Genomic DNA, 18,605 nt, shown 5'->3' on the forward strand with positions numbered 1-18,605 from the left:
TCTTTTACCTTTGCACCCAGAATCAAGTAACATGGATTTGGTTAATTGGTGTTAAGGTGTACTATTAACTACTCTAGCAAATAGCTATGTGCTGATTTAGTCCTTCACCATCCAAATCCTTTTTTCTTGCTTCTATAAAACTTAAAAATGTCAAGAATATGGATAAAGAACTTTACATTGGTGTAGATGTCTCAAAGAAGACTCTCGACCTGGCTTACTATGACGGTGAGACAATAGATTGGAAAAATGCCCACATAAAAGTGAGCAACGATACATCAGGATTTAAGGAAGTCGCCTCATGGTTGGCGAAGATAGCCAATAGATTTGACAATCTATTGTTTTGCATGGAACATACAGGACTCTATTGCCAAGATTTCAGGATGTGGCTGGAGAGTCACCAGTATATCTATGGTATGGTTGATCCCCGTAAGATGCATCGTTTCGAGCCAGACTTGGATGCAGGGCAGCGTTCCCTCGACCGTGTGAAGTCTGACGAGTTGGATGCATTCCGCATAGCCATCTATTGTGAACAAAATCACAAAAAAATTCTTCGCAGTCCCTCAAGGCTTCCTCCAGCAATCTATTTCAAACTGAAGCGCCTTTATGCAGAGCGAAAGCAGGACTCCAAACAGTCTGTCCTCTACAAGCAGCAACTTCATGACACTTGTGCATATGACACAGAGTCGTCTATGGAAAGAAAAAGACTATTGCTAGGCTCGCTAAAAGAGAGCATAAAAGCCGTGGATGAGGAAATCGCCTGCTGCTTGGATGAGGAAGCGAGCATACGCAAGAATTATGACTTGTTGCTCAGTATACCTGGAATAGGACACGTCGTGGCACTTGAGACAATCATACTGACGGAGAATTTCACTGCCATAACCAATCCCAGAAAATATGCCTGCTATATAGGCATCGCACCTTTCCCCAAAGAGTCGGGGACCTCCGTGAGGAAGCGTACCTCCGTGTCCTGCAAGGGATTCTCCAAGGCCAAGGCCGACTTGTCCATATCCGCCGTGTCGGCCATAACGCACAGTCCCACCCTCAGGGAATATTGGCAGCGAAAGCGCAAGGAGAAATGCGGTAGCATAGTACTCAACGCCGTCAAGTTCAAGCTGGTGTTACGTATGTTTGCCGTGATTAAACGTGGAACACCATATGTGGAGACAGATGCATACAAGAACTAAAATGCAGCAAAAGTGAACTACCCCCGTCTTAGATTATAACTATCCCCGCGATTAAGTTTTTTGTCTGCGTTTTTTCACTACCTTTGCCGGAGCATCTGAAAAGGAAGGAACTCCGGACGGGGGTAGTGAACTATTCTGTCTTAGACAAAGACCTTTCCCTGATCTAGTCTCCCCTGCCTGAAATGCCAGACCAAGTGCCGTTTAGGGATTTAGCTGTGCGCCAGCTTATAAAAGATGTGGCTTACCCTGACATAGAGAGTTCCTTCCTGCAAAATGCGGAACAAAGGTATGAAAAATAAATCATTTATCGGCATCGACATCTCAAAAAATGTCATTGATGCATCAATTTTCACAGAAGGAGCCTCAATTAAGGACTTTCCTCACGCTGTATTCAACAATTCCCGCAAGGGATTTGGCGGGATGGTCACATGGCTCAAGAAGAATCATGTGGTTCTCTCGAACTGTCTCTTCGGAATGGAGTTCACCGGTAGCTACTCTATGGAGCTGGAGAAGTTTCTTACGGCCAGGAAGTATCAATTCTGCATGCTCTCCACCCATACGGTAAAGCATTATCCCATGGGTCCCAAGGACAAGAACGACAAGATTGACTCTGCCAAGATTGCCGACTTTCTCTACCGCTATAATGGTACTGAATGTGTCAAGCCTTATAAAATGCCTGACAAGACCATGCAGAGACTCAAGACTCTGATGAATGAGCGTAAGTTCCTGGTGGAACAGCGTACATGCTTCATGAACAGAAGACAGCTGTGCACCACAAAGGAAGACACCCAGTTATATGATGGCTACATCAAGAAACTCAGCCGTGACATTGAGAACATCGAGTTGGAAGAACAGAAGTTGCTGGCTACAGACGAAAGTCTCCTCACGACTTACAGGAATCTTTTGACAATCCCGGGTATCGGCTCCGTCAATGCCATAAATGTCATTGTCATTACTCGAAACTTTACCGCTTTTGAAACAGCAAGGCAATATGCCAGTTATGTCGGCGTGGCACCGCACTTTCGCACTTCAGGCACCAGTGTGAGATGGCGTCCACGACCTTCAGCACGCTGTGATGGTCAGGCGAAAGCGGATCTGTCCATGGCGGCCTTAATTACTGTACAATATGATGCAGAATTACAATCATTCTATAACCGTAAATTAGGAGGTAAGCAAGATTCAGACACAAAACGCAAGGCATTGAATGCCGTTAAGTTCAAACTCATTCTCAGAATGTTCGCCATAGGCAAACAGAATAGAAAATGGGAAACATTGGATTCAATGAGCAACAATGAGATTCTTGCAATATCATAAGTCTAAAACAAGGGAACTATAGCAGTCTGTGCTACTGCCATTTAGAGTCTTGTAAAGACACAAACACGGATAACTAATTAGGAATCTAGCCATACGCTATTAAAAGAACGAGTTCCGTGTTATTTTGTAACAGAAATGTCATTTTTGACCATTTCTGCTACCGATATTTTAGTGCCTGTATGCTCCAAAACGCCTCTTTTATATTTATTAACATAAAAAGCTGCTCAAAAATTTGGCTATGTCTTAGGAATCGGGAAGATAACCTTATCGGTCGTCCAGTCATATTCGCCGACACGTTGGTTCTTCGCCAAGAGAAGGTTCATCAAGCGCTCACCATTACCACGCAACTGGGTAGGGGTGGCAGGGAGCCAAGAGAAAGACTGGGATACGTTGGCGCTAAATTCAACTTTACCACTCTTACCTTTCTTGGTAGTGATGAGGATGACGCCATTACCTGCACGAGAGCCATAGAGTGATGCGGAAGTGGCATCCTTCAAAACCTCGACCGACTCGATGTTGGAAGGGTCAAGAGAAGAAAGTGGGTTGATACCTCCTGTATAGGTAGAAGAAGATTGGACAGGGACACCGTCAATGACAAACAACGGAGAACCGTCGTTGACACCTTGCTGATTCAGGGAACTAAAGCCTCGAATGACGATCTTGGAGCCGTTTCCGCCAGGCTGACCTGAGAGGTTGGATACATCGACACCTGCCATCTTGCCTTGCAATAAGGTTTCGATTGAGGAACTTGGTACGTCTTTGAGAGCTTCACCCTTCAAGGAAGAGACTGAGCCTAACATATCACGGCGAGTACGGCTACCGTATGCGATGACTGCTACCTCGCCAAGTTGGTTGCCCTCTTCCTTGAGGATGACGTTAACTGGGTGGCCGTTGTTATATTTCACGGTCATGGGTGCGTATCCGATGGCAGACACGATGAGCTCGCCGTTAGAGACATTGGTAGATAAGGTAAACTTACCCTCAGTGTCGGCGATGGTACCTTCTCGCAAACCTTTTATCCTTATGGTTGCGTTAGGGATGAACTCACCTTCGGTATCCTTCACTACACCCTTTATGAAAAATGAACCTTTTTGGGCGGTGTCCAAGCGGAACACACGGATAGACTTACCATTCACGCTGTAGGTAAATGGTGTCTTGCTCAACAAGTCTTGAACGGCTTTTTCTACTGTAGCTTCATCGAATGAGACAACCATCTTGTCGGGATAGTTCCTTACCTCATTGGTGTAATTGATGGAATAATCGCTATTCTTGGTGATGTAGTCCAAAATAGACGAAAGAGTTTTCTCCTTGAAGGAAACAGATAATTTTATCTCCCCCGTTTGTGCCAATACAGCAACTGGGTTGGACAAAGTTATCATCAAGCATCCTACTATGCATAGCAGATGCCAAGAACGGATGATGTTTTTGTGCATATCTCTTTCTGTTAAATTAATAAATACATTCTTTGATTTATGGGTGCAAAATAACAACTTTTTGGTGAAATATGCAAATTTTATGTAATTTATTTGTCGGAAAGTCCCAAATAAGGGCTTTTCTCTCCTTTCAATGTTATCATTCTTACTACAATAGTTGTGATTCCTATTTACGAAAACGGCACCGGTAAACAAGTCATTTAGGGGTGCTAAACAAGTCATTTACAGGAGGTAAACAAGTCATTTACGAGTGCTAAACAAGTCATTTCCAACCTCTCAATAAGTCGTTTCCCTATCGTAAACAAGTCATTTGTTCTTTTCAAACAAGTCATTTCTTTTTTCATCTTTTCGCTGTTTTATTTATTTTGGCTGCAAAGGTAGTAAAAAACAACTAAGCCATGTGTTCTGCGATATATCGCGATTTCTTTAAGGTTCATTAGCGGACTTTAACATAACTGCTTTGATGTTCTCAAGATTTAGCAGGTTTACTCAAAAGGAATAAAACATTACAAAATAAAATGGAGGTGACGGTGACACCTACTTTTCAACTTTATTTTTATGCATTGGAGACACTACCCTCCAATTTGGATGTCTCCCTCTGATTATCAATCTTTTATATATTTTCGCGCGGTAAGTCATAAAAAAAAGAGTATATAAAAGTGTCACCTGTCACCGTTTTCTGTCAAGCCCTTTATTGGAGCCAGTTTGTTGGGTGACACCAGTGACACGAGTTTTCACTGTTTTTGTGGATGGGTCTGTCACCCCTGTCACCCAACGATGTGCGGAAAATAGTGGACAAAATCATATTGTATTCTTGTTTGTTTGCCTATTTGTTTGCATGTTTGTCTCATCAAAATGAGGAAAAAGTGCTCTTCTGACGTAATAAAATAGACGATGAAACGTTGTACTTAAAAGAACAATAAATTGTGATAATTATGAAGACAATTAAATCTTTTGTTGGATTAGCATTCGTACTGTTTGCATCCTTCTTTGTGGTATCCTGCAATGATGATGTAGAAGAAACATTAGAGCAACAATGGGCTTCGGTATTGGATAATCATGGCTGCAACTACGACTATAGTGACGATGGAAAATGTTTTGGTGATGGTGGCGGTATCAGCAAAGACAACTTTGACAAAGTGATTGTTGGTCATGGCTGGAAGCACTACGGCACATGGGAAATAGACAAGTATGGCAAAAGACTGCCTCTCGAATATTATCACAACATAATTGGTGTATCTCCAGATAATTACTATTTTGATAGCAACACTAAATTAACTATTTACTATCGTTCAAATACGGCTGGAAGTGCTATAAAGAAGAGTGAAGTAGCTTATACTTTCAATCGTAAATACAAAGGAACGTCACGCACAGTCCTATTGCTTGACAATAAAAAATATATTCAAATCACTGGCTGGACAAGGGGTGAGCAACCTACTTTCTGCATGGTTCACCCATTGGGAGTAAAATCCAATGGAGAAACCCTCTATGGCGTTTCCATCTATGTACAAATGACTGATACAGAATTGAAATCAATGCAGGAGAGTGTAAAATCCATTAATACATACAATTAATAAATACAATTATGAAAGCTACAAGAATCATCACAACAGTGCTTATTGTGCTTGCCTCACTTGCAGCCAATGCACAGGAAGGAGTATGGAACGGCGAACTAAACATAATGGGAACTAAGTTGCCTTTAGTATTCAACTTCTCTGGCGACGGCTGCACCATGGATTCGCCTTCGCAAGGTGCTAAAGGAATACCAGCCGAGAAGACTATTAAGGACGACGGTACAATAAAGGTTTCGGTTGCGATGATTGGAGCCGCATTTGAGGGAAAGATGGAGAATGGCGAAATTAAAGGTACATACACCCAAAATGGTTTCCCCATCCCTCTTACACTAAAGCCCGGCAAACTTGTAGTTAAACGTCCGCAAACTCCGGTTGCTCCGTTCCCATATAAGGAAGAGAACATAAGCTTCACAAATGCAGGATACACTTTCAACGGAACCCTCACCCTACCACAAAACTATTCTAAGCAGACTCCCGTAGTGCTGATGGTTACTGGTAGCGGACAGCAGAACCGTGACGAAGAACTATTTGACCATAAACCCTTTGCCGTAATTGCAGATGCATTAGCCCGTCAAGGCATTGCTTCCTTACGTTATGACGACCGTGGTTGGAATGATAAGAATATTGATTTCGGTCAATTCACAACAGCCGATTTCATCCAAGATGCCGCATCAGCCCTACCTTTATTACGCAAGCGTTTCAACAAGGTTGGAATACTCGGACATAGCGAGGGCGGCACAATAGCCATGATGCTTGCAGCTGAAGGCAAAGCTGACTTCATTGTGTCGCTCGCTGGCATGGCTATATCTGGTAAAGAAACTCTCGTGATGCAGAACCGCCAAGCTATGTCTGCCATAAATTTGCCTAAGGATATGGTTGATTCCTGCTGCGCTACCATTTCAAATATTCTCAACGAGATTGCAAATGGCAAGAAGACAAGTGAGATAACCATCGACGGAGTGCCAGACAACTTAAAGCCTATCCTGAAAAGATCATTAGAGCAAGCCGACTCGCCATACATACGCCATTTCATAACTATAGATGCTGGCAAGCAGTTGTCCAAGATTAAATGCCCAGTGTTGGCACTTAACGGCACAAAAGACACTCAAGTGGACTGCGCCGCCAATACAACTATACTTGAAACTGGACTCTCCAACTGCAAGCACACTATAAAGAAGATTGATGGTGTAAACCATCTGTTCCAACATTGCTCAACTGGCAGCGTTGTGGAATATCAGCAAATAGAAGAAACTATTGCTCCAGAAGTGCTGGAGACAATAACCAAGTGGATTAGCGAACTATAATAATTATTATAAGTGGGTCGGGCGAAGTGCGCTCGTGCCTTGGCGCCTATAATCTTCAAGTAGCCAATGCGCCCTTTTTCTTCATCATCAATCGCGACTTTTCTTTGGCCAGAACCTGCATATCCACTGCCACATCGTCTTCATCTACAATTTCTACGCCAGTCATTGTTTCTATCACATCTTCCATAGAAACTACGCCACGGAGACAACCGTATTCATCCACAATAATAGAGATGTGTTCGCGCTTTTCCAGCATCTTTTCCCATATCTGATATAGAGATTCATCTTCATTGAAAGAAAGAATCGGGCGCACCAACTCTGATAATCTGGTCTGGAACTTGTCGTCTGAAACCTCCTTGAGCACCATGTCTTTCAGGATATAGCCCACGATGTAGTCTTTGTTATTATCATATACAGGGATGCGTGAGAATTTCCACTCCTTCTGTTCGTAAAACTCCTTGATGGTTTGATTCACATTGGCAGATTCTACCACAATGGATGGAGTCATTACCTCTTTGGCCTTTACTCCAGCCAGGCGAATACAGCTTTTGATGATCTTACTTTCTGATTCACGGAAGATACCTTCTGTGGTTCCTACATCCACCATGGCTGACACTTCCTCGCGGCTCATGGTGGCCTGGTGGTTCTTAGGAGTAAATATCTTCGTGATAAGTTCTGAGAGCAGTACCAATGGATAGGTGATGAAAATGAGCACCCTGATAATCTTGGTAGATGACATGGCTAATGAGCGCCAATAGGATGCACCAATGGTTTTCGGGATGATTTCAGAAAGCACCAGAATCAGCAGGGTAAGAATAGCGGAAATGATACCGAAGTATTCTTCACCAAAGAGTTTGATAGATTCAGCACCTACACCAGCGGAACCGATGGTGTGGGCAATGGTATTGAGCGAAAGAATGGCACCCACAGGGCGATCTACGTTGTTCTTGTACTGTTTCATCAAAGAGGCTGTCTTGTTGCCTTGACTCTCCTTCATCGAGATAAACGACATTGGAGTTGATAATAACACAGCTTCCAGGACAGAGCATAAAAAGGATAGTGACAGAGCACCTAAAAAATATAAAATAATTAAACCCATGTAAATTTTAATTCGTTAATAATATGTTATCTGAAATGAGATAGATATTATTTCCGAAGATTACAATGAAGGATGTAATGGGGAACATTACATCTTTGGAGTTTATTTGATATATGTTTTGTTGTTGCAAATGTCATTATAATCATCATTGATTTCAATTTGTTGCAAATATAATGAAAATAATACGAAACTCCTCTTAAATTCTCGAAAATTAGATTGTTTTATATGATTTTTAGTAAATATTTGTTAGTTTTTCTAATAACATCTTTCATGGAGAAGAGGATGAGGGGAAGTCATAAATCTTGATACACTATCCGATGAGAAAGCATTTCCTCAAAGAAAGTATATTTATCAAATCTAACGATGCGCATTTATAAGGTCTCAAGATGCGCTTCGTTAGGGTTTAATGATGCGCTTTATTAAGGTCTCATGATGCGCATCGTTAAGTGTTAATAAAGCGCTTCTTTAAGTTGCAAAGAAACGCTTCTTTATCTGTCTAAAAATTTCATTAAATTAGCTTTCATTTTTTCCGTTTCTGACCCACTTTTATTTTTCCCTGCCCACGGAAAAATTCTTGCGTGGGCAGGGAGAAAAAATTACCCCAGCAGATAAGGATAATTTAAAGAGTATTTGGGGGAATGAGAGTGTCATCGAAAAAGAGTATAATTTAACTCTTCTTGTAGGAAAATAGAGATAGAAAAAGGGTGCGTCATAAATTCATGACACACCCTCTTAAATTTTTTATTTGTTTTCGTATGTAACAACAAAATTACTTCTTCTTATAAGTAACAACTACCTTGTTGGAGAAGATTGACTGAGCGCTGGAAATAACATTACCTGTGGTCTGCATGGTCAATGTGTTGTTCGTAAAAGAACTCTCGATACCTGCAGTAACTGAGGTTTCTGCGCCACTTTCATCCATCTCTGCTGCAATCAGCTGACTTGGCACATAGGTAGATACCTTCACGTTGCGGTTGAGAAGGAAGCCCAGGAACAAATCTTCACGTGTCTGCATCCAGCCGAAAGCATTCAGCAGATAAAGAGGCTCAATGGTGTTAGGACAAGTACGGATGCTCTTGTCTGTTGCCAACCCGTTGGCCAAGCTCATGGTATAAGCAGACAAGTTGCCATCTGTATAGGTGTTCAGAAGATTTGCATCATCATTATCTGCTGCACCATTCTTCTTTACACTTACAAGATAACCGTTTGCATCGTAATTCCAGGTATAAGCAACTGCATCACCATACATATCGTAACCTGTGCTGCTGATGATGCGACCCTGATCATCAATAGTATATGCGATTGGCTGATCATACAAATTTTTAGTTGTGATAGTCTTACCACTATATTCGAAAGCCCACTCTACGGCACCATTAGAAGAAATCGCCTTTAAAGAACCGTCTTCATTGTAAGCAAAGTTCAAAATCAGTTTGCCTTCTTCAAGACCCAACATTGGAGCATACATGGTGAGCATCGCATTATCAGTAATAGTGATACTCTCTACCTGGCGCTGCTGGTATGCATATACCTTACCCAATTCCCATGTTGAATTGCCACGAACCAGAGATACTGCATACTCGCCTTCTGTCAAATCAGCAGGAACGGTGAACTTCACGCCATCTGTTGTAACAGTAGCATCGATGGTCTTGTCACCAACAACAATCTTATCGCCCTGAGCAAAACCGATACCGGCGATAGTTACCTCCTGACCAATGGCCATGTCGGCAGGCAAAGAAAGGGTAGAGATAGGATTGTCAGCTGCAAGAAGATTCATGCTGCCCAAGGTGAAGCTGTCATTAGCCACCTTCAAAACTACATTTACCTTACCAGGAGTCATGGTGTAAGGGATGGTGAATGTTGCACCATTAGAAGTCATCTTGGCATTAGCATTTACCTCTGCGCCTTGCTCAGGCTGAAGATAAATAGTCTGACCAGAAGCGAAACCATTTCCCTGAACAGTTACTTCGGAACCAATTTTTGCAGAAGATGGAACCACCTGATTGCTCACTGGGTTGCTTGGACCATCGTCGTCTGACGAACATGCTGAGAATGTGATGATGGCACAAAGCATCAGCATCATTGAAATCAATTTTTTCATAATCGTTGGTTTTAATTAATGTATATAATATTATTAAACTCTTTTTTTAACTACAAACCTGGCTGACTGTTCAGAATCTTCTCTGTATCTTCGCTGGATGGTCTTGTCATGTCAGGATTGACAATTCTTCCATTAGGATCGAGGAGAATGAAGCGAGGAATACCGCTGATGCGATAGTCGCTCTGGAACTTGGTGCCTTTGCCGATGTAAAGTTGGGTGCCACTCAGAGCACCGCTCTTCACGCGATCAGCCCACTTTGCCTTGTCCTGATCTATAGAAAGACCTACGAACACAATGTTTCTGCCCTTGTACTTTTCCTCCAACTTCTTGAGGAATGGCAACTCCTTCTGGCAAGGACCACACCAGGTGGCCCACATATCTATATATACATACTTGCCACGGAAATCGCGGAGCGTCATCTCCTTACCGTTCACATCCACACCCTTAAACATTGGTGATGGACGACCCACGGCAGCCTTGTCCCATTTGGCACAAGCCTGCTTGAAGATGGCATTGAGGCGAGGTGAGGTAACGTAGGTATAATAGAGGTTCTGAAGATCGGTGATGTTCTCCACACCATTTCCCTCTACGTAGGTGAATGCCAGGAAGTGAATCAGTGACTCGCGAACCTTATCACTCTGGATGTTCTCGCCGATATAACTCATCTCTGCCAATACCTTTGGATAATACTGGCGGATGTCCTTGCCAGCCTCGTCGAAGATATGAGCCGTCTCAATCATAAAGTTGCGGTATTCATCGATGTCGGCAAGATCTTCATCCTCCTTCACATACTGGCGGATGGCATCGTAATACTCCTTGCCCAGTACCATTGTAGTGTCCTGAGTGAGGTATGTATGACTTACAGGATACATCAGCATCATGTTGGCATAGAAATAAGTGATTCTGCCTTCCTCCATCTTCAGGAACTTATCATTGGCTGCAAACTTGCGTGCCTTCAACAGGCGCTTCATCGAAGCCATCTTCTTATCCACAGCTGCCTTGAACTCGCTCCATGGTTGGGCATAAGCTTCATTAGGAAGAGCCGTCAACTGAATCTTGTTCAGGTAATCAACAGCCTTCTCGTTGCCGCCTTTTACAGTGAAGGTGTTGTCGAAATCATGGGCATCGAAGGAAATGTTCATCTCGTCGCCCTTCTGGAGATAGACTACTTTGAACTTCTCGCCATAATATACATTGGCATAGAGTGCATCCATGCCGTCGAGCTGTACTGTGGCTTTGCCGTCGGTGAGTGCAAACTCGTTGACACTCATGTGGTAAACCAATACCACATTGGTCAATACCGGATTCTTGACATCAAACTTCACCGTAATGCCATCAGCGGCATGCATGTTCACTGCTGCAAACAGGAACAGAAGCAATGACAATATCTTATTCTTCATTTTCATTTTGTTTTAAAATTTTCTTTCTGTTGAAAGCATCTTATATATAATAAGGTGTAATTAGTTGGTACGCTCGCGATAGGTAGCATCCACAATCTTGCCGAAGCCTGAATAGCTGGTAGGGATTACCTTAGAGAAGTCGCCCTCTGAACTCATGCCGTTGTAGATGCGGAGTGTGCCGGAACCCTTACTGCTCTCTGTGCCCACGATAAGATCGTAATCATTGGCTGATGCGGAATTCTGATAGAAGTTGAACTTCATCATAGTGATGGTCTCGCCGCTGAAGCTAAACTGGCGCTCTGCCTTCAATGGCTTCTCTGAGAGATTCACACGATAAACCGTGCCGCCCACGGCATAATACATATAGTTCTTCAGCGAACTGAAGGCGAAGCAGGTAGCCTTGGCGATGTCGGTACAGTCGCTCAGGTCGCCATAGTATGCCTTGCCCAGTGCGAATGTGCAGTCGGCATAACAGAGCATATCGCCCAGCTGGATGCCATACACTTCATATTTCTTTCCGCTGTGGAGTATGGTATAGGTGACGCCCATCATTGCATTTCCTGGGTCATACTTAGTATTCTCCATATAAACGAAGTCCATACCGGTAGGGTATTCCGAAAAGGCATTTCCCGTTACCATCTCAGAACCCTTATAGCCCGTAGCAATCTCTTCCATCTCTTTCATGGTGTGATAAGAGGCGTCTGAAAGCGACAATCCTGGCAGGAACGGACAGCAGGACATGAAGCACTTGTTTACATTATCATAAAGTAGATAGATGGATGCATAAGAGGCGGCTCCGATGTTGGCTCCCACGGCAGGGGCAAGTACCGGCTGTTTGTTGACAGCAGCAAAGAGTCCCTGGATTCCCATGTTGGAAGCAGAGTAGGCATAACCATCACTTACAATCATTCTCATCATGCCGCTCTGGTCGCATACCATGCTTTGAGGATGCAGATCCTGCTGCTTCGCCACCTCGTACTTGAAGGCATAGTCTTTCTGCCACATGAAACTGTTTTTTGAAAGACGGGTAGCGCCATCGGCTGTAAAGAGATAGAATGGAGAGTCAGTATATCCGCTATTGGGTGCATACTGGATGCGATAAGGATGATTCAGCTCTGGCATTCCGGTAGTCTTGAGGACATCGAAATAGGTTTGACCAGTAATCTTTGAAACGATGTCGAGACGGGTCTTGCCATCTACATCGCAAAGCACCATCCAACCCTCTGATGTAGTGTCACTCACGGTAAGCTTGTAGCTCTGTCGCCAGAACAGACCGGTGTTCTTCTCTGTGGCGGTGAAATAGAGGATATATTCTCCTGCAGGAAGTGTCATTTCCTGTAAGAGATGTTTTTCGTTGCTGAGTACCGTTACCTCATTATCGCCCGACTTGTTGATTACCTTCCATTCATAGTTGTAGGCATCCAGGTCGGTGATGTTATCGCCCAGATTTGGATCGAGGTCGATGTTGGCATGGGTGAGCACTGAGATGTTCTCTGGCACGCCCGTAATAGTAGGCTCGTTCAAGCTGTGATAGTCGTAGTTGCCCTCGTCTTGCGAGCAACCAGCGAACATGGTAGCCATCATCAGAGCCATTGCCCATATTTTATAATTTCTCATAATTCTTAATGTTTTTCTTTTAATTTCTCCTTTGAGAGTGAATGTCTTCCCATGGCTTTACTCACCATAGAATGCTAAAGCATTGCCCTGTGCATCGAAGGCATCGGCATCGTAGGTCTTGCCACTGTTGCGAAGTTTCTGCTGCTCCTTCACATAGCTTTGCATTTCAGAACTTACATAGCTCTGCATGGCAAGTGTCATCTTCGATTCATCGTTGAAATCGCCTGGGTCGAGTTCCAGTACCTTGCAGGCCAGTTCAAACTTCTGCTGAGTGAAGTCACCGAGCAAATCAGTTTTCCATGCCTTTGGTGCTGTGGTAAACTGGTCGGAGAAGATAATCTCGTAAGACAGGGTGGTCACCACGTCGCCATTAGCTGTGGTTTCCTCTGTCACGGGCAGGGTGAAGAATGCATTTGGCTGTAAACTTACCTGGATGTGCTTCTGCTGCGATTTCAGAATGGCAGTACGCTTCAGGGTAATCATATACTCCAAGGTTGTTTCGCCTGCTGGCAACTCAGCCTTCTCTGGAAGAATATAATCCACGCCTTCCTGTGCATCCTCCGAACTTACTGTCAGGGCAATCTCGCGAGGCTGGTCGGAAGGTCTGCCCACCAACTGAATCTTCACCGGCACCTGCATTTCGTCGCCTTTTTCATAAACGAAGGTCACGTTAGTCTTATCTTGCAGGATATTGGTATTGGTGCGATTGTTGAGATAAACGCCATTGATATCCTGGAATACATCCGGCTCCTGCTCACTGCATGAACCGAATGCGATGACCATCATCGCCCCAATTAAGAGGTTTTTTATCTGATATTTCATATAATTTCGTATGTTAAATTAATCTGGAAAACTCCTAATTATTAACGCTTGATTTTGAACTTTTTAATCTTAATTTTTGATCAGTTCTCAGTCTCGGAATCTGGCAATGGAACCACGAAGATCAAGTCGCTTGCCTTTGGATTCTTGTTCTTGTTAGAAGAGGTGATGATGTCGCAGTTCAATCGCTTGTAGAGATAGAACAACTGTCCCTCGCCATACAACTCTCTGATATACTCATACTTCAGCAAGTCTGGAGTCAGGGTCTGCAGGTTTGCTACACCACGGTTTCTGCGCAGGGCATTCACATACTGCAAGCCGTTAGCCAGATTGTCGCTCTGACTCTCTGCAGCAATCAGGAACATCTCGCCCAATCTTACCATCGGAATCATCGTGTTCTGAATGCTTCCGTTGGCCACCATGTCACTATACTTGTAGAAATATCGGTTGCTTCCCGTAGCTATCCAGTTGGCACGATAGCGGTAGTCGTCTTGATAGCCGCCAGTTGTCGCAGCTCCGCCATATACGATATTGCTCATCAGGTTGTCATCCATGCGGAATACATAGTTTGGCAGACGGGATGGATCGTAGAAATTCTTGTGGATGTTTCCACGACTGGTATTGGTCAGGGCGAAGAGTACTTCCGACGAGAATATGCGGTCTGGATCGGCTGGAGAACCGGTTACAAGACTCTTATCTACAAATGGGAAGATGCCCTGGTCGGCTGTCTTAATGACATCGGTGGCATACTTGAACGCATCGGGCTTGTCGCCCATGTAGAGATATACACGAGCCAGGAGTGCTTCCACTGCATAATAATTCAGGCGAAGTGCACGATAGCGCATAAAGTTGCTGGTGCCGTCCTGCGAACCGCTCATCAGGGTTCCTTCTGTCTTCACTGGGTCGTTGGCGAGCAGGGTGCGTGCTTCTTCCAAATCAGCTGTCACCTTCTCTGCCACCTCTTTGGCGGTAAGGATAGGTTCAGGCGAATTGGTCTGCTTATTATAATAAGGTATAGCCTTCTTATCACTGTCCTTGGAATAAACCGGACCGAAAAGGCGCAGCATGTCGAAATGAAGCATGGCGCGCAAAGCCAATGCCTCGCCCTTGACAACGTAATAGTTGCCACCGCTGAAGAGGTTCTGGTTGCCATCAATGGTCTCCAGAATCTTGTTGCAGTTGAGAATCAGGGCGTATGCCTTGTTCCAGGTCTGATCCAATCGGTTGCGCCAATATTCAGTAGCATACTGATAGGACGCCAGGTCCTTGTAGTTGCCCCATACACTGTTGTCGCTGCCGATGGTGTAGGCACCGCCCATCACCTCGATCATCTCTACCGAGAGAGACTGACCGTAGAGCGCAGTACTGTTCAGATCGATATAAATGCCATTGAGCATTTTCTGATAGCCTTCCTCAGACTTGAGAAGTTCGCCCTCCGAAATCTGGTCGTAAGGTTTTACCTCCAACCAGTTGTCACACGAAACCATCAGCGTGCTGCAGGCTATAATCATTGAATATATTATCTTTTTCATTTCTTGCTTTTTAGAATGTTGCACCTATAGAGAATGACACGGTACGGGCAAACGGATAGTCGATGCCTCGCTCTGCCTTCACGGTTGACCAACGGAAGATGTCGTTCATGTTGGCCTGAACGGAAAGGGCTTGCATGCCAAATTTCTTGGCGATGTTGAGTGGAAACTCGTAACCTAAGTTGATTGACTCGCAGGTGAGGGTGTTCTCATCCATCACGAAGCGGGATGACTTGTCGGTCTTCTGCACCATAGAGATGCCCTTGAACTGTGCATTGCGGTTGTTGATGCTCCAGCGGTCGTAGAGGGCACGGCGGTCCTGGTTGTTATATACATCAGCTGTTCCGATGTTCTCCACCTTGTCGAAGAGCGAACTGTTGAAGAGCTGGCCGCCATACTGATAGCGGAAGTAGCAGCTGAATGAGAATCCCTTATAATAGAAGGTGGTTCCCAACAGACCCTCTACGTCTGGTTCGGTATCACCGCATACCACCTCGTCGTTGGCATCATAGGTGAACGAATAGGTTCCGTCGCGCTTGATGAAGAGCTCCTTACCTGTGGCTGGATCGATGCCCGCAGAACGCACTGCCCAGATGGCGGTAGGACTTCCACCGTCATAATAGCGGGTGGTGTTGTGAAGACCCGTCTTTCCGCTCTCATTCAAAGCACTGAAGGCATTGCCGATGTTGGCATACTTCGACTTGGAATGAGTGGCGCTCACGGAGATGTTCCAGTTGATGCGCTCGTGTGGCATGTAGATAGGAGAGAACTTAACGGTGGCTTCCCAACCGTTGGTTTTCTGCTTACCGGCATTCAGAGCCTCGCTGGTTACGCCCATAGAACCTGGGGTCGTAATGATGGCGAGCAATGGGTCGGTGTTCTTGATATAGTAATCAAGCGTCAGGTTCAGACGGTTGCCCAAGGTGGTGATATCAGCTCCAATGTTGTAGTTGATGGTTTCCTGCCAAGCCAGGTCGTTATTACCCAAGCCATTGATGATGACACCGGTACCGAATACGTTAGTCATCAGACTATTGAACATATAGGTGGTGTAAGCCTGATAAGCCGAGAAGTTCTGGTTACCTGGGTTACCCACAGAGGCACGCAGCTTCAGCATCTGGAAGATATCATTCTCCTGCATCCACTTCTCATTGTGGATATTCCAACCCAGACCCACAGACCAGGTGGTGCGGAAACGGTTGTCGGTGCCAAACATAGAGGCGCCGTCGTTACGCAGGTTGAAATCCAGCAGATAGCGGTTGTCGTAAGCATATCCGCCGTTCAGATAGAAACTGGATGCATGCTTGATGTTCTCACGGTAACTCGGCTTGCCACCAGTAGGGTAGTTGTTGGCAAAGGATGGAGCGTCAAACTGGTCGTCCGTAAAACCTGTAGCCGAATAGCCATTAGTCTTGCTGCTGGTATTGCTGAAGTTGAATCCCAAAACGGCGTTAATCTGATGCTTTTCGGCTATCAGTTTACCATAAGTTGCAGAAAGGTCTCCTTCGTAATAGAGATATTTCTGCAGGCTGTGCTTGAACAGTCCCTTCTGGGTTGCTTCCTTGTCATCGAAGTCGGTATGTTCTGGTGAGAGGCGATGGTCCTGGGTATCATCATACTTGGTAATACCAAACTTGCCACGCACACGGAGGTCATCTGTGGCAAACCACTCGGCGATGAAATTGTTGGTAAAGCCGAAGCGTTGTCCCTTGTCATAATTGTTGAGATGGGCATTCCAGAGAGGGTTTGATACAGGATAGTCGTTCAATCCTTCTTCCGGATAATAGAGATATTTGTTGATCTTGCCATTTTCCCCATATTTCTTGTAATAAGGGTTAGCCTGGGCATATTCAGCGAAACTTACCGTAGGATTGTTGGTCTCCAGATAGTCGATGGAGAGTTTGTTGCTAAACTGGAATTTGCCTGTACGGTAGATCAGGTCGAGGTTACCGCCCAAAGTCTGTCGGTCGGAACCCTTCATCACACCGTTCACTTTTCCGTAGTTCAATCCAATGCCATATCTCACGTTACCTTCTCCACCCTCAGCATATACATTGTGCTTGTGGGTAAAACCGGTGCGCAGCGGCACACTGAGCCAATAGGTATTCACACCCTGCTCGATGTCGCGGAGACGGGAATTGTAGAGATTATCCAGTTTAATCTGGTTGAAAGGATCGTTGGTATTGTCCTTATATACACCAGCTAATTTCTCAAACTCCAATTTCTCACGAGCGTTCATCAAGTTGTAATCAGAGAGGTCGGCAAAGTCCATGCTGTAGTCTCCCTTGTAGGAAATCTGCAGTTTACCCTTAACAGGCGCCTTGGTCTCGATGACTACCACGCCATTTGCAGCCTTGGAACCATAGATGGCAGTAGATGCAGCGTCCTTGAGCAGAGTAACTGAGGCTACTCTGTTCATATTGAGGTTCATCACGGTTTCCAGAGTTGTCTCGAAACCATCGAGGATAAAGAGAGGCTGATTAGGGTCAGAACCATATTCCTCTTTCAGACCAGCTACACTCGACTTACCACGGATTTCCACATCTGGCATCTTGTTAGGGTTGGAACCGGAGAGGGCATTATCCATGATTTTGAAAGAAGGGTCAAGGGTCTTCAAGCTCTGGAGCACGTTCTGTGCACCCACGCTCTTGAGTTCATCGCCCTTGAAAGTAGCAGAAGAACCGGTGAAACTCTCCTTCTTACGGCGATAGACACCAGTGACCACCACGTCTTTGATGTTCTGAGCTTCCGACTTCAACATGATTTTGGCAAAGTCGGCTTGGTTGTTACCCGTATATCGAATGACTGTTTTCTTATAACCGATAAAAGACAGTACGATGTTGCATTCCTTGTTGACTGGCAAGGAGAAATGTCCATCGATATCCGTTGTTACAGCGTTTGTAGTACCTTCGATGGCCACAGTAACACCAATCATCGGTTCATGGTCACCGCCATCAAACACCTTACCCTCAACAAATCCTTGCTTCACAGCGATCTCTGTTTGTGGAGTTGTTTCTCCATTTACATTCTGTGCGGATGCAGACTGAAAGAATGGAGGGGTAAGACAACAACTCAGCAAAATCCAGTGGCAAGCGCATGGAGTTAAATTGTTTATTTGCATAAAGTTACAATCTAAATTGAGTATTCTCGTATTAATATTATATTTCTTTGCAAAGATAACACTTTTTTAGAGATCCTAAATTCCGCAGCATTTTAGTTTAACTTATTTTATAA

12 protein-coding genes are annotated in these 18,605 nt (G+C 44.5%); 4 read left to right on the top strand and 8 right to left on the bottom strand.

Annotated elements, in window-relative coordinates; genetic code table 11:
- Positions 1–158: 158 nt before the first annotated feature.
- Positions 159–1,184 (top strand): IS110 family transposase, encoded by a 1,026-nt coding sequence (locus tag DW917_RS13140; RefSeq protein ID WP_118119433.1) that lies wholly within the window; start codon positions 159–161, stop codon positions 1,182–1,184.
- A 288-nt stretch (positions 1,185–1,472) separates the two neighbouring features.
- A complete protein-coding gene (locus DW917_RS13145) occupies positions 1,473–2,498 on the top strand; it encodes an IS110 family transposase (RefSeq protein WP_158570156.1) in 1,026 nt (341 codons plus the stop codon).
- Positions 2,499–2,734: 236 nt separating this feature from the next.
- Here DW917_RS13145 and DW917_RS13150 read toward each other — a convergent pair whose 3' ends face one another.
- Complete coding sequence (locus tag DW917_RS13150) at positions 2,735–3,931, bottom strand: TonB-dependent receptor plug domain-containing protein (protein WP_158570157.1); 1,197 nt, start codon at positions 3,929–3,931, stop codon at positions 2,735–2,737.
- Positions 3,932–4,866: 935 nt separating this feature from the next.
- Here DW917_RS13150 and DW917_RS13155 point away from each other — a divergent pair.
- Both DW917_RS13155 and DW917_RS13160 read left to right on the top strand, forming a co-directional pair.
- Positions 4,867–5,505 (top strand): hypothetical protein, encoded by a 639-nt coding sequence (locus DW917_RS13155; protein ID WP_118119439.1) that lies wholly within the window; start codon positions 4,867–4,869, stop codon positions 5,503–5,505.
- Positions 5,506–5,516: 11 nt separating this feature from the next.
- Complete coding sequence (locus DW917_RS13160; protein WP_118119441.1) at positions 5,517–6,809, top strand: S9 family peptidase; 1,293 nt, start codon at positions 5,517–5,519, stop codon at positions 6,807–6,809.
- 55 nt (positions 6,810–6,864) lie between these two features.
- Here the strand turns inward: DW917_RS13160 and DW917_RS13165 are convergent, their stop codons facing one another.
- From DW917_RS13165 to DW917_RS13195, 7 genes are all read right to left on the bottom strand, one after another.
- Positions 6,865–7,908, bottom strand: a complete 1,044-nt coding sequence (locus DW917_RS13165; protein WP_118119443.1) for a CNNM domain-containing protein — start codon at positions 7,906–7,908, stop codon at positions 6,865–6,867.
- Positions 7,909–8,677: 769 nt separating this feature from the next.
- Positions 8,678–10,006 (bottom strand): IPT/TIG domain-containing protein, encoded by a 1,329-nt coding sequence (locus DW917_RS13170; protein ID WP_118119445.1) that lies wholly within the window; start codon positions 10,004–10,006, stop codon positions 8,678–8,680.
- A 50-nt stretch (positions 10,007–10,056) separates the two neighbouring features.
- The gene (locus DW917_RS13175) at positions 10,057–11,406 is read right to left on the bottom strand and encodes a TlpA disulfide reductase family protein (RefSeq protein ID WP_158570159.1); all 1,350 of its coding nucleotides are present in this window, start codon (positions 11,404–11,406) and stop codon (positions 10,057–10,059) included.
- Between the two features lie 60 nt (positions 11,407–11,466).
- Positions 11,467–13,023 (bottom strand): PKD-like family lipoprotein, encoded by a 1,557-nt coding sequence (locus DW917_RS13180; RefSeq protein ID WP_118119450.1) that lies wholly within the window; start codon positions 13,021–13,023, stop codon positions 11,467–11,469.
- 57 nt (positions 13,024–13,080) lie between these two features.
- Positions 13,081–13,845, bottom strand: a complete 765-nt coding sequence (locus DW917_RS13185; protein ID WP_118119451.1) for a DUF4843 domain-containing protein — start codon at positions 13,843–13,845, stop codon at positions 13,081–13,083.
- An 80-nt stretch (positions 13,846–13,925) separates the two neighbouring features.
- A complete protein-coding gene (locus DW917_RS13190; RefSeq protein ID WP_118119455.1) occupies positions 13,926–15,374 on the bottom strand; it encodes a RagB/SusD family nutrient uptake outer membrane protein in 1,449 nt (482 codons plus the stop codon).
- A 10-nt stretch (positions 15,375–15,384) separates the two neighbouring features.
- Positions 15,385–18,492, bottom strand: a complete 3,108-nt coding sequence (locus DW917_RS13195; protein ID WP_118119453.1) for a SusC/RagA family TonB-linked outer membrane protein — start codon at positions 18,490–18,492, stop codon at positions 15,385–15,387.
- Positions 18,493–18,605 lie beyond the last annotated feature (113 nt).

The organism is Prevotella sp. AM42-24 (assembly GCF_003461825.1).
Classification (GTDB): domain Bacteria; phylum Bacteroidota; class Bacteroidia; order Bacteroidales; family Bacteroidaceae; genus Prevotella; species Prevotella hominis.

Coding starts and splice junctions, on each gene's coding strand:
- DW917_RS13165 (WP_118119443.1), bottom strand. CDS start 7,908: ATGGGTTTAATTATTTTATATTTTTTAGGTGCTCTGTCACTATCCTTT.
- DW917_RS13195 (WP_118119453.1), bottom strand. CDS start 18,492: ATGCAAATAAACAATTTAACTCCATGCGCTTGCCACTGGATTTTGCTG.
- DW917_RS13175 (WP_158570159.1), bottom strand. CDS start 11,406: ATGAAGAATAAGATATTGTCATTGCTTCTGTTCCTGTTTGCAGCAGTG.
- DW917_RS13155 (WP_118119439.1), top strand. CDS start 4,867: ATGAAGACAATTAAATCTTTTGTTGGATTAGCATTCGTACTGTTTGCA.
- DW917_RS13140 (WP_118119433.1), top strand. CDS start 159: ATGGATAAAGAACTTTACATTGGTGTAGATGTCTCAAAGAAGACTCTC.
- DW917_RS13150 (WP_158570157.1), bottom strand. CDS start 3,931: ATGCACAAAAACATCATCCGTTCTTGGCATCTGCTATGCATAGTAGGA.
- DW917_RS13185 (WP_118119451.1), bottom strand. CDS start 13,845: ATGAAATATCAGATAAAAAACCTCTTAATTGGGGCGATGATGGTCATC.
- DW917_RS13170 (WP_118119445.1), bottom strand. CDS start 10,006: ATGAAAAAATTGATTTCAATGATGCTGATGCTTTGTGCCATCATCACA.
- DW917_RS13190 (WP_118119455.1), bottom strand. CDS start 15,374: ATGAAAAAGATAATATATTCAATGATTATAGCCTGCAGCACGCTGATG.
- DW917_RS13180 (WP_118119450.1), bottom strand. CDS start 13,023: ATGAGAAATTATAAAATATGGGCAATGGCTCTGATGATGGCTACCATG.
- DW917_RS13160 (WP_118119441.1), top strand. CDS start 5,517: ATGAAAGCTACAAGAATCATCACAACAGTGCTTATTGTGCTTGCCTCA.
- DW917_RS13145 (WP_158570156.1), top strand. CDS start 1,473: ATGAAAAATAAATCATTTATCGGCATCGACATCTCAAAAAATGTCATT.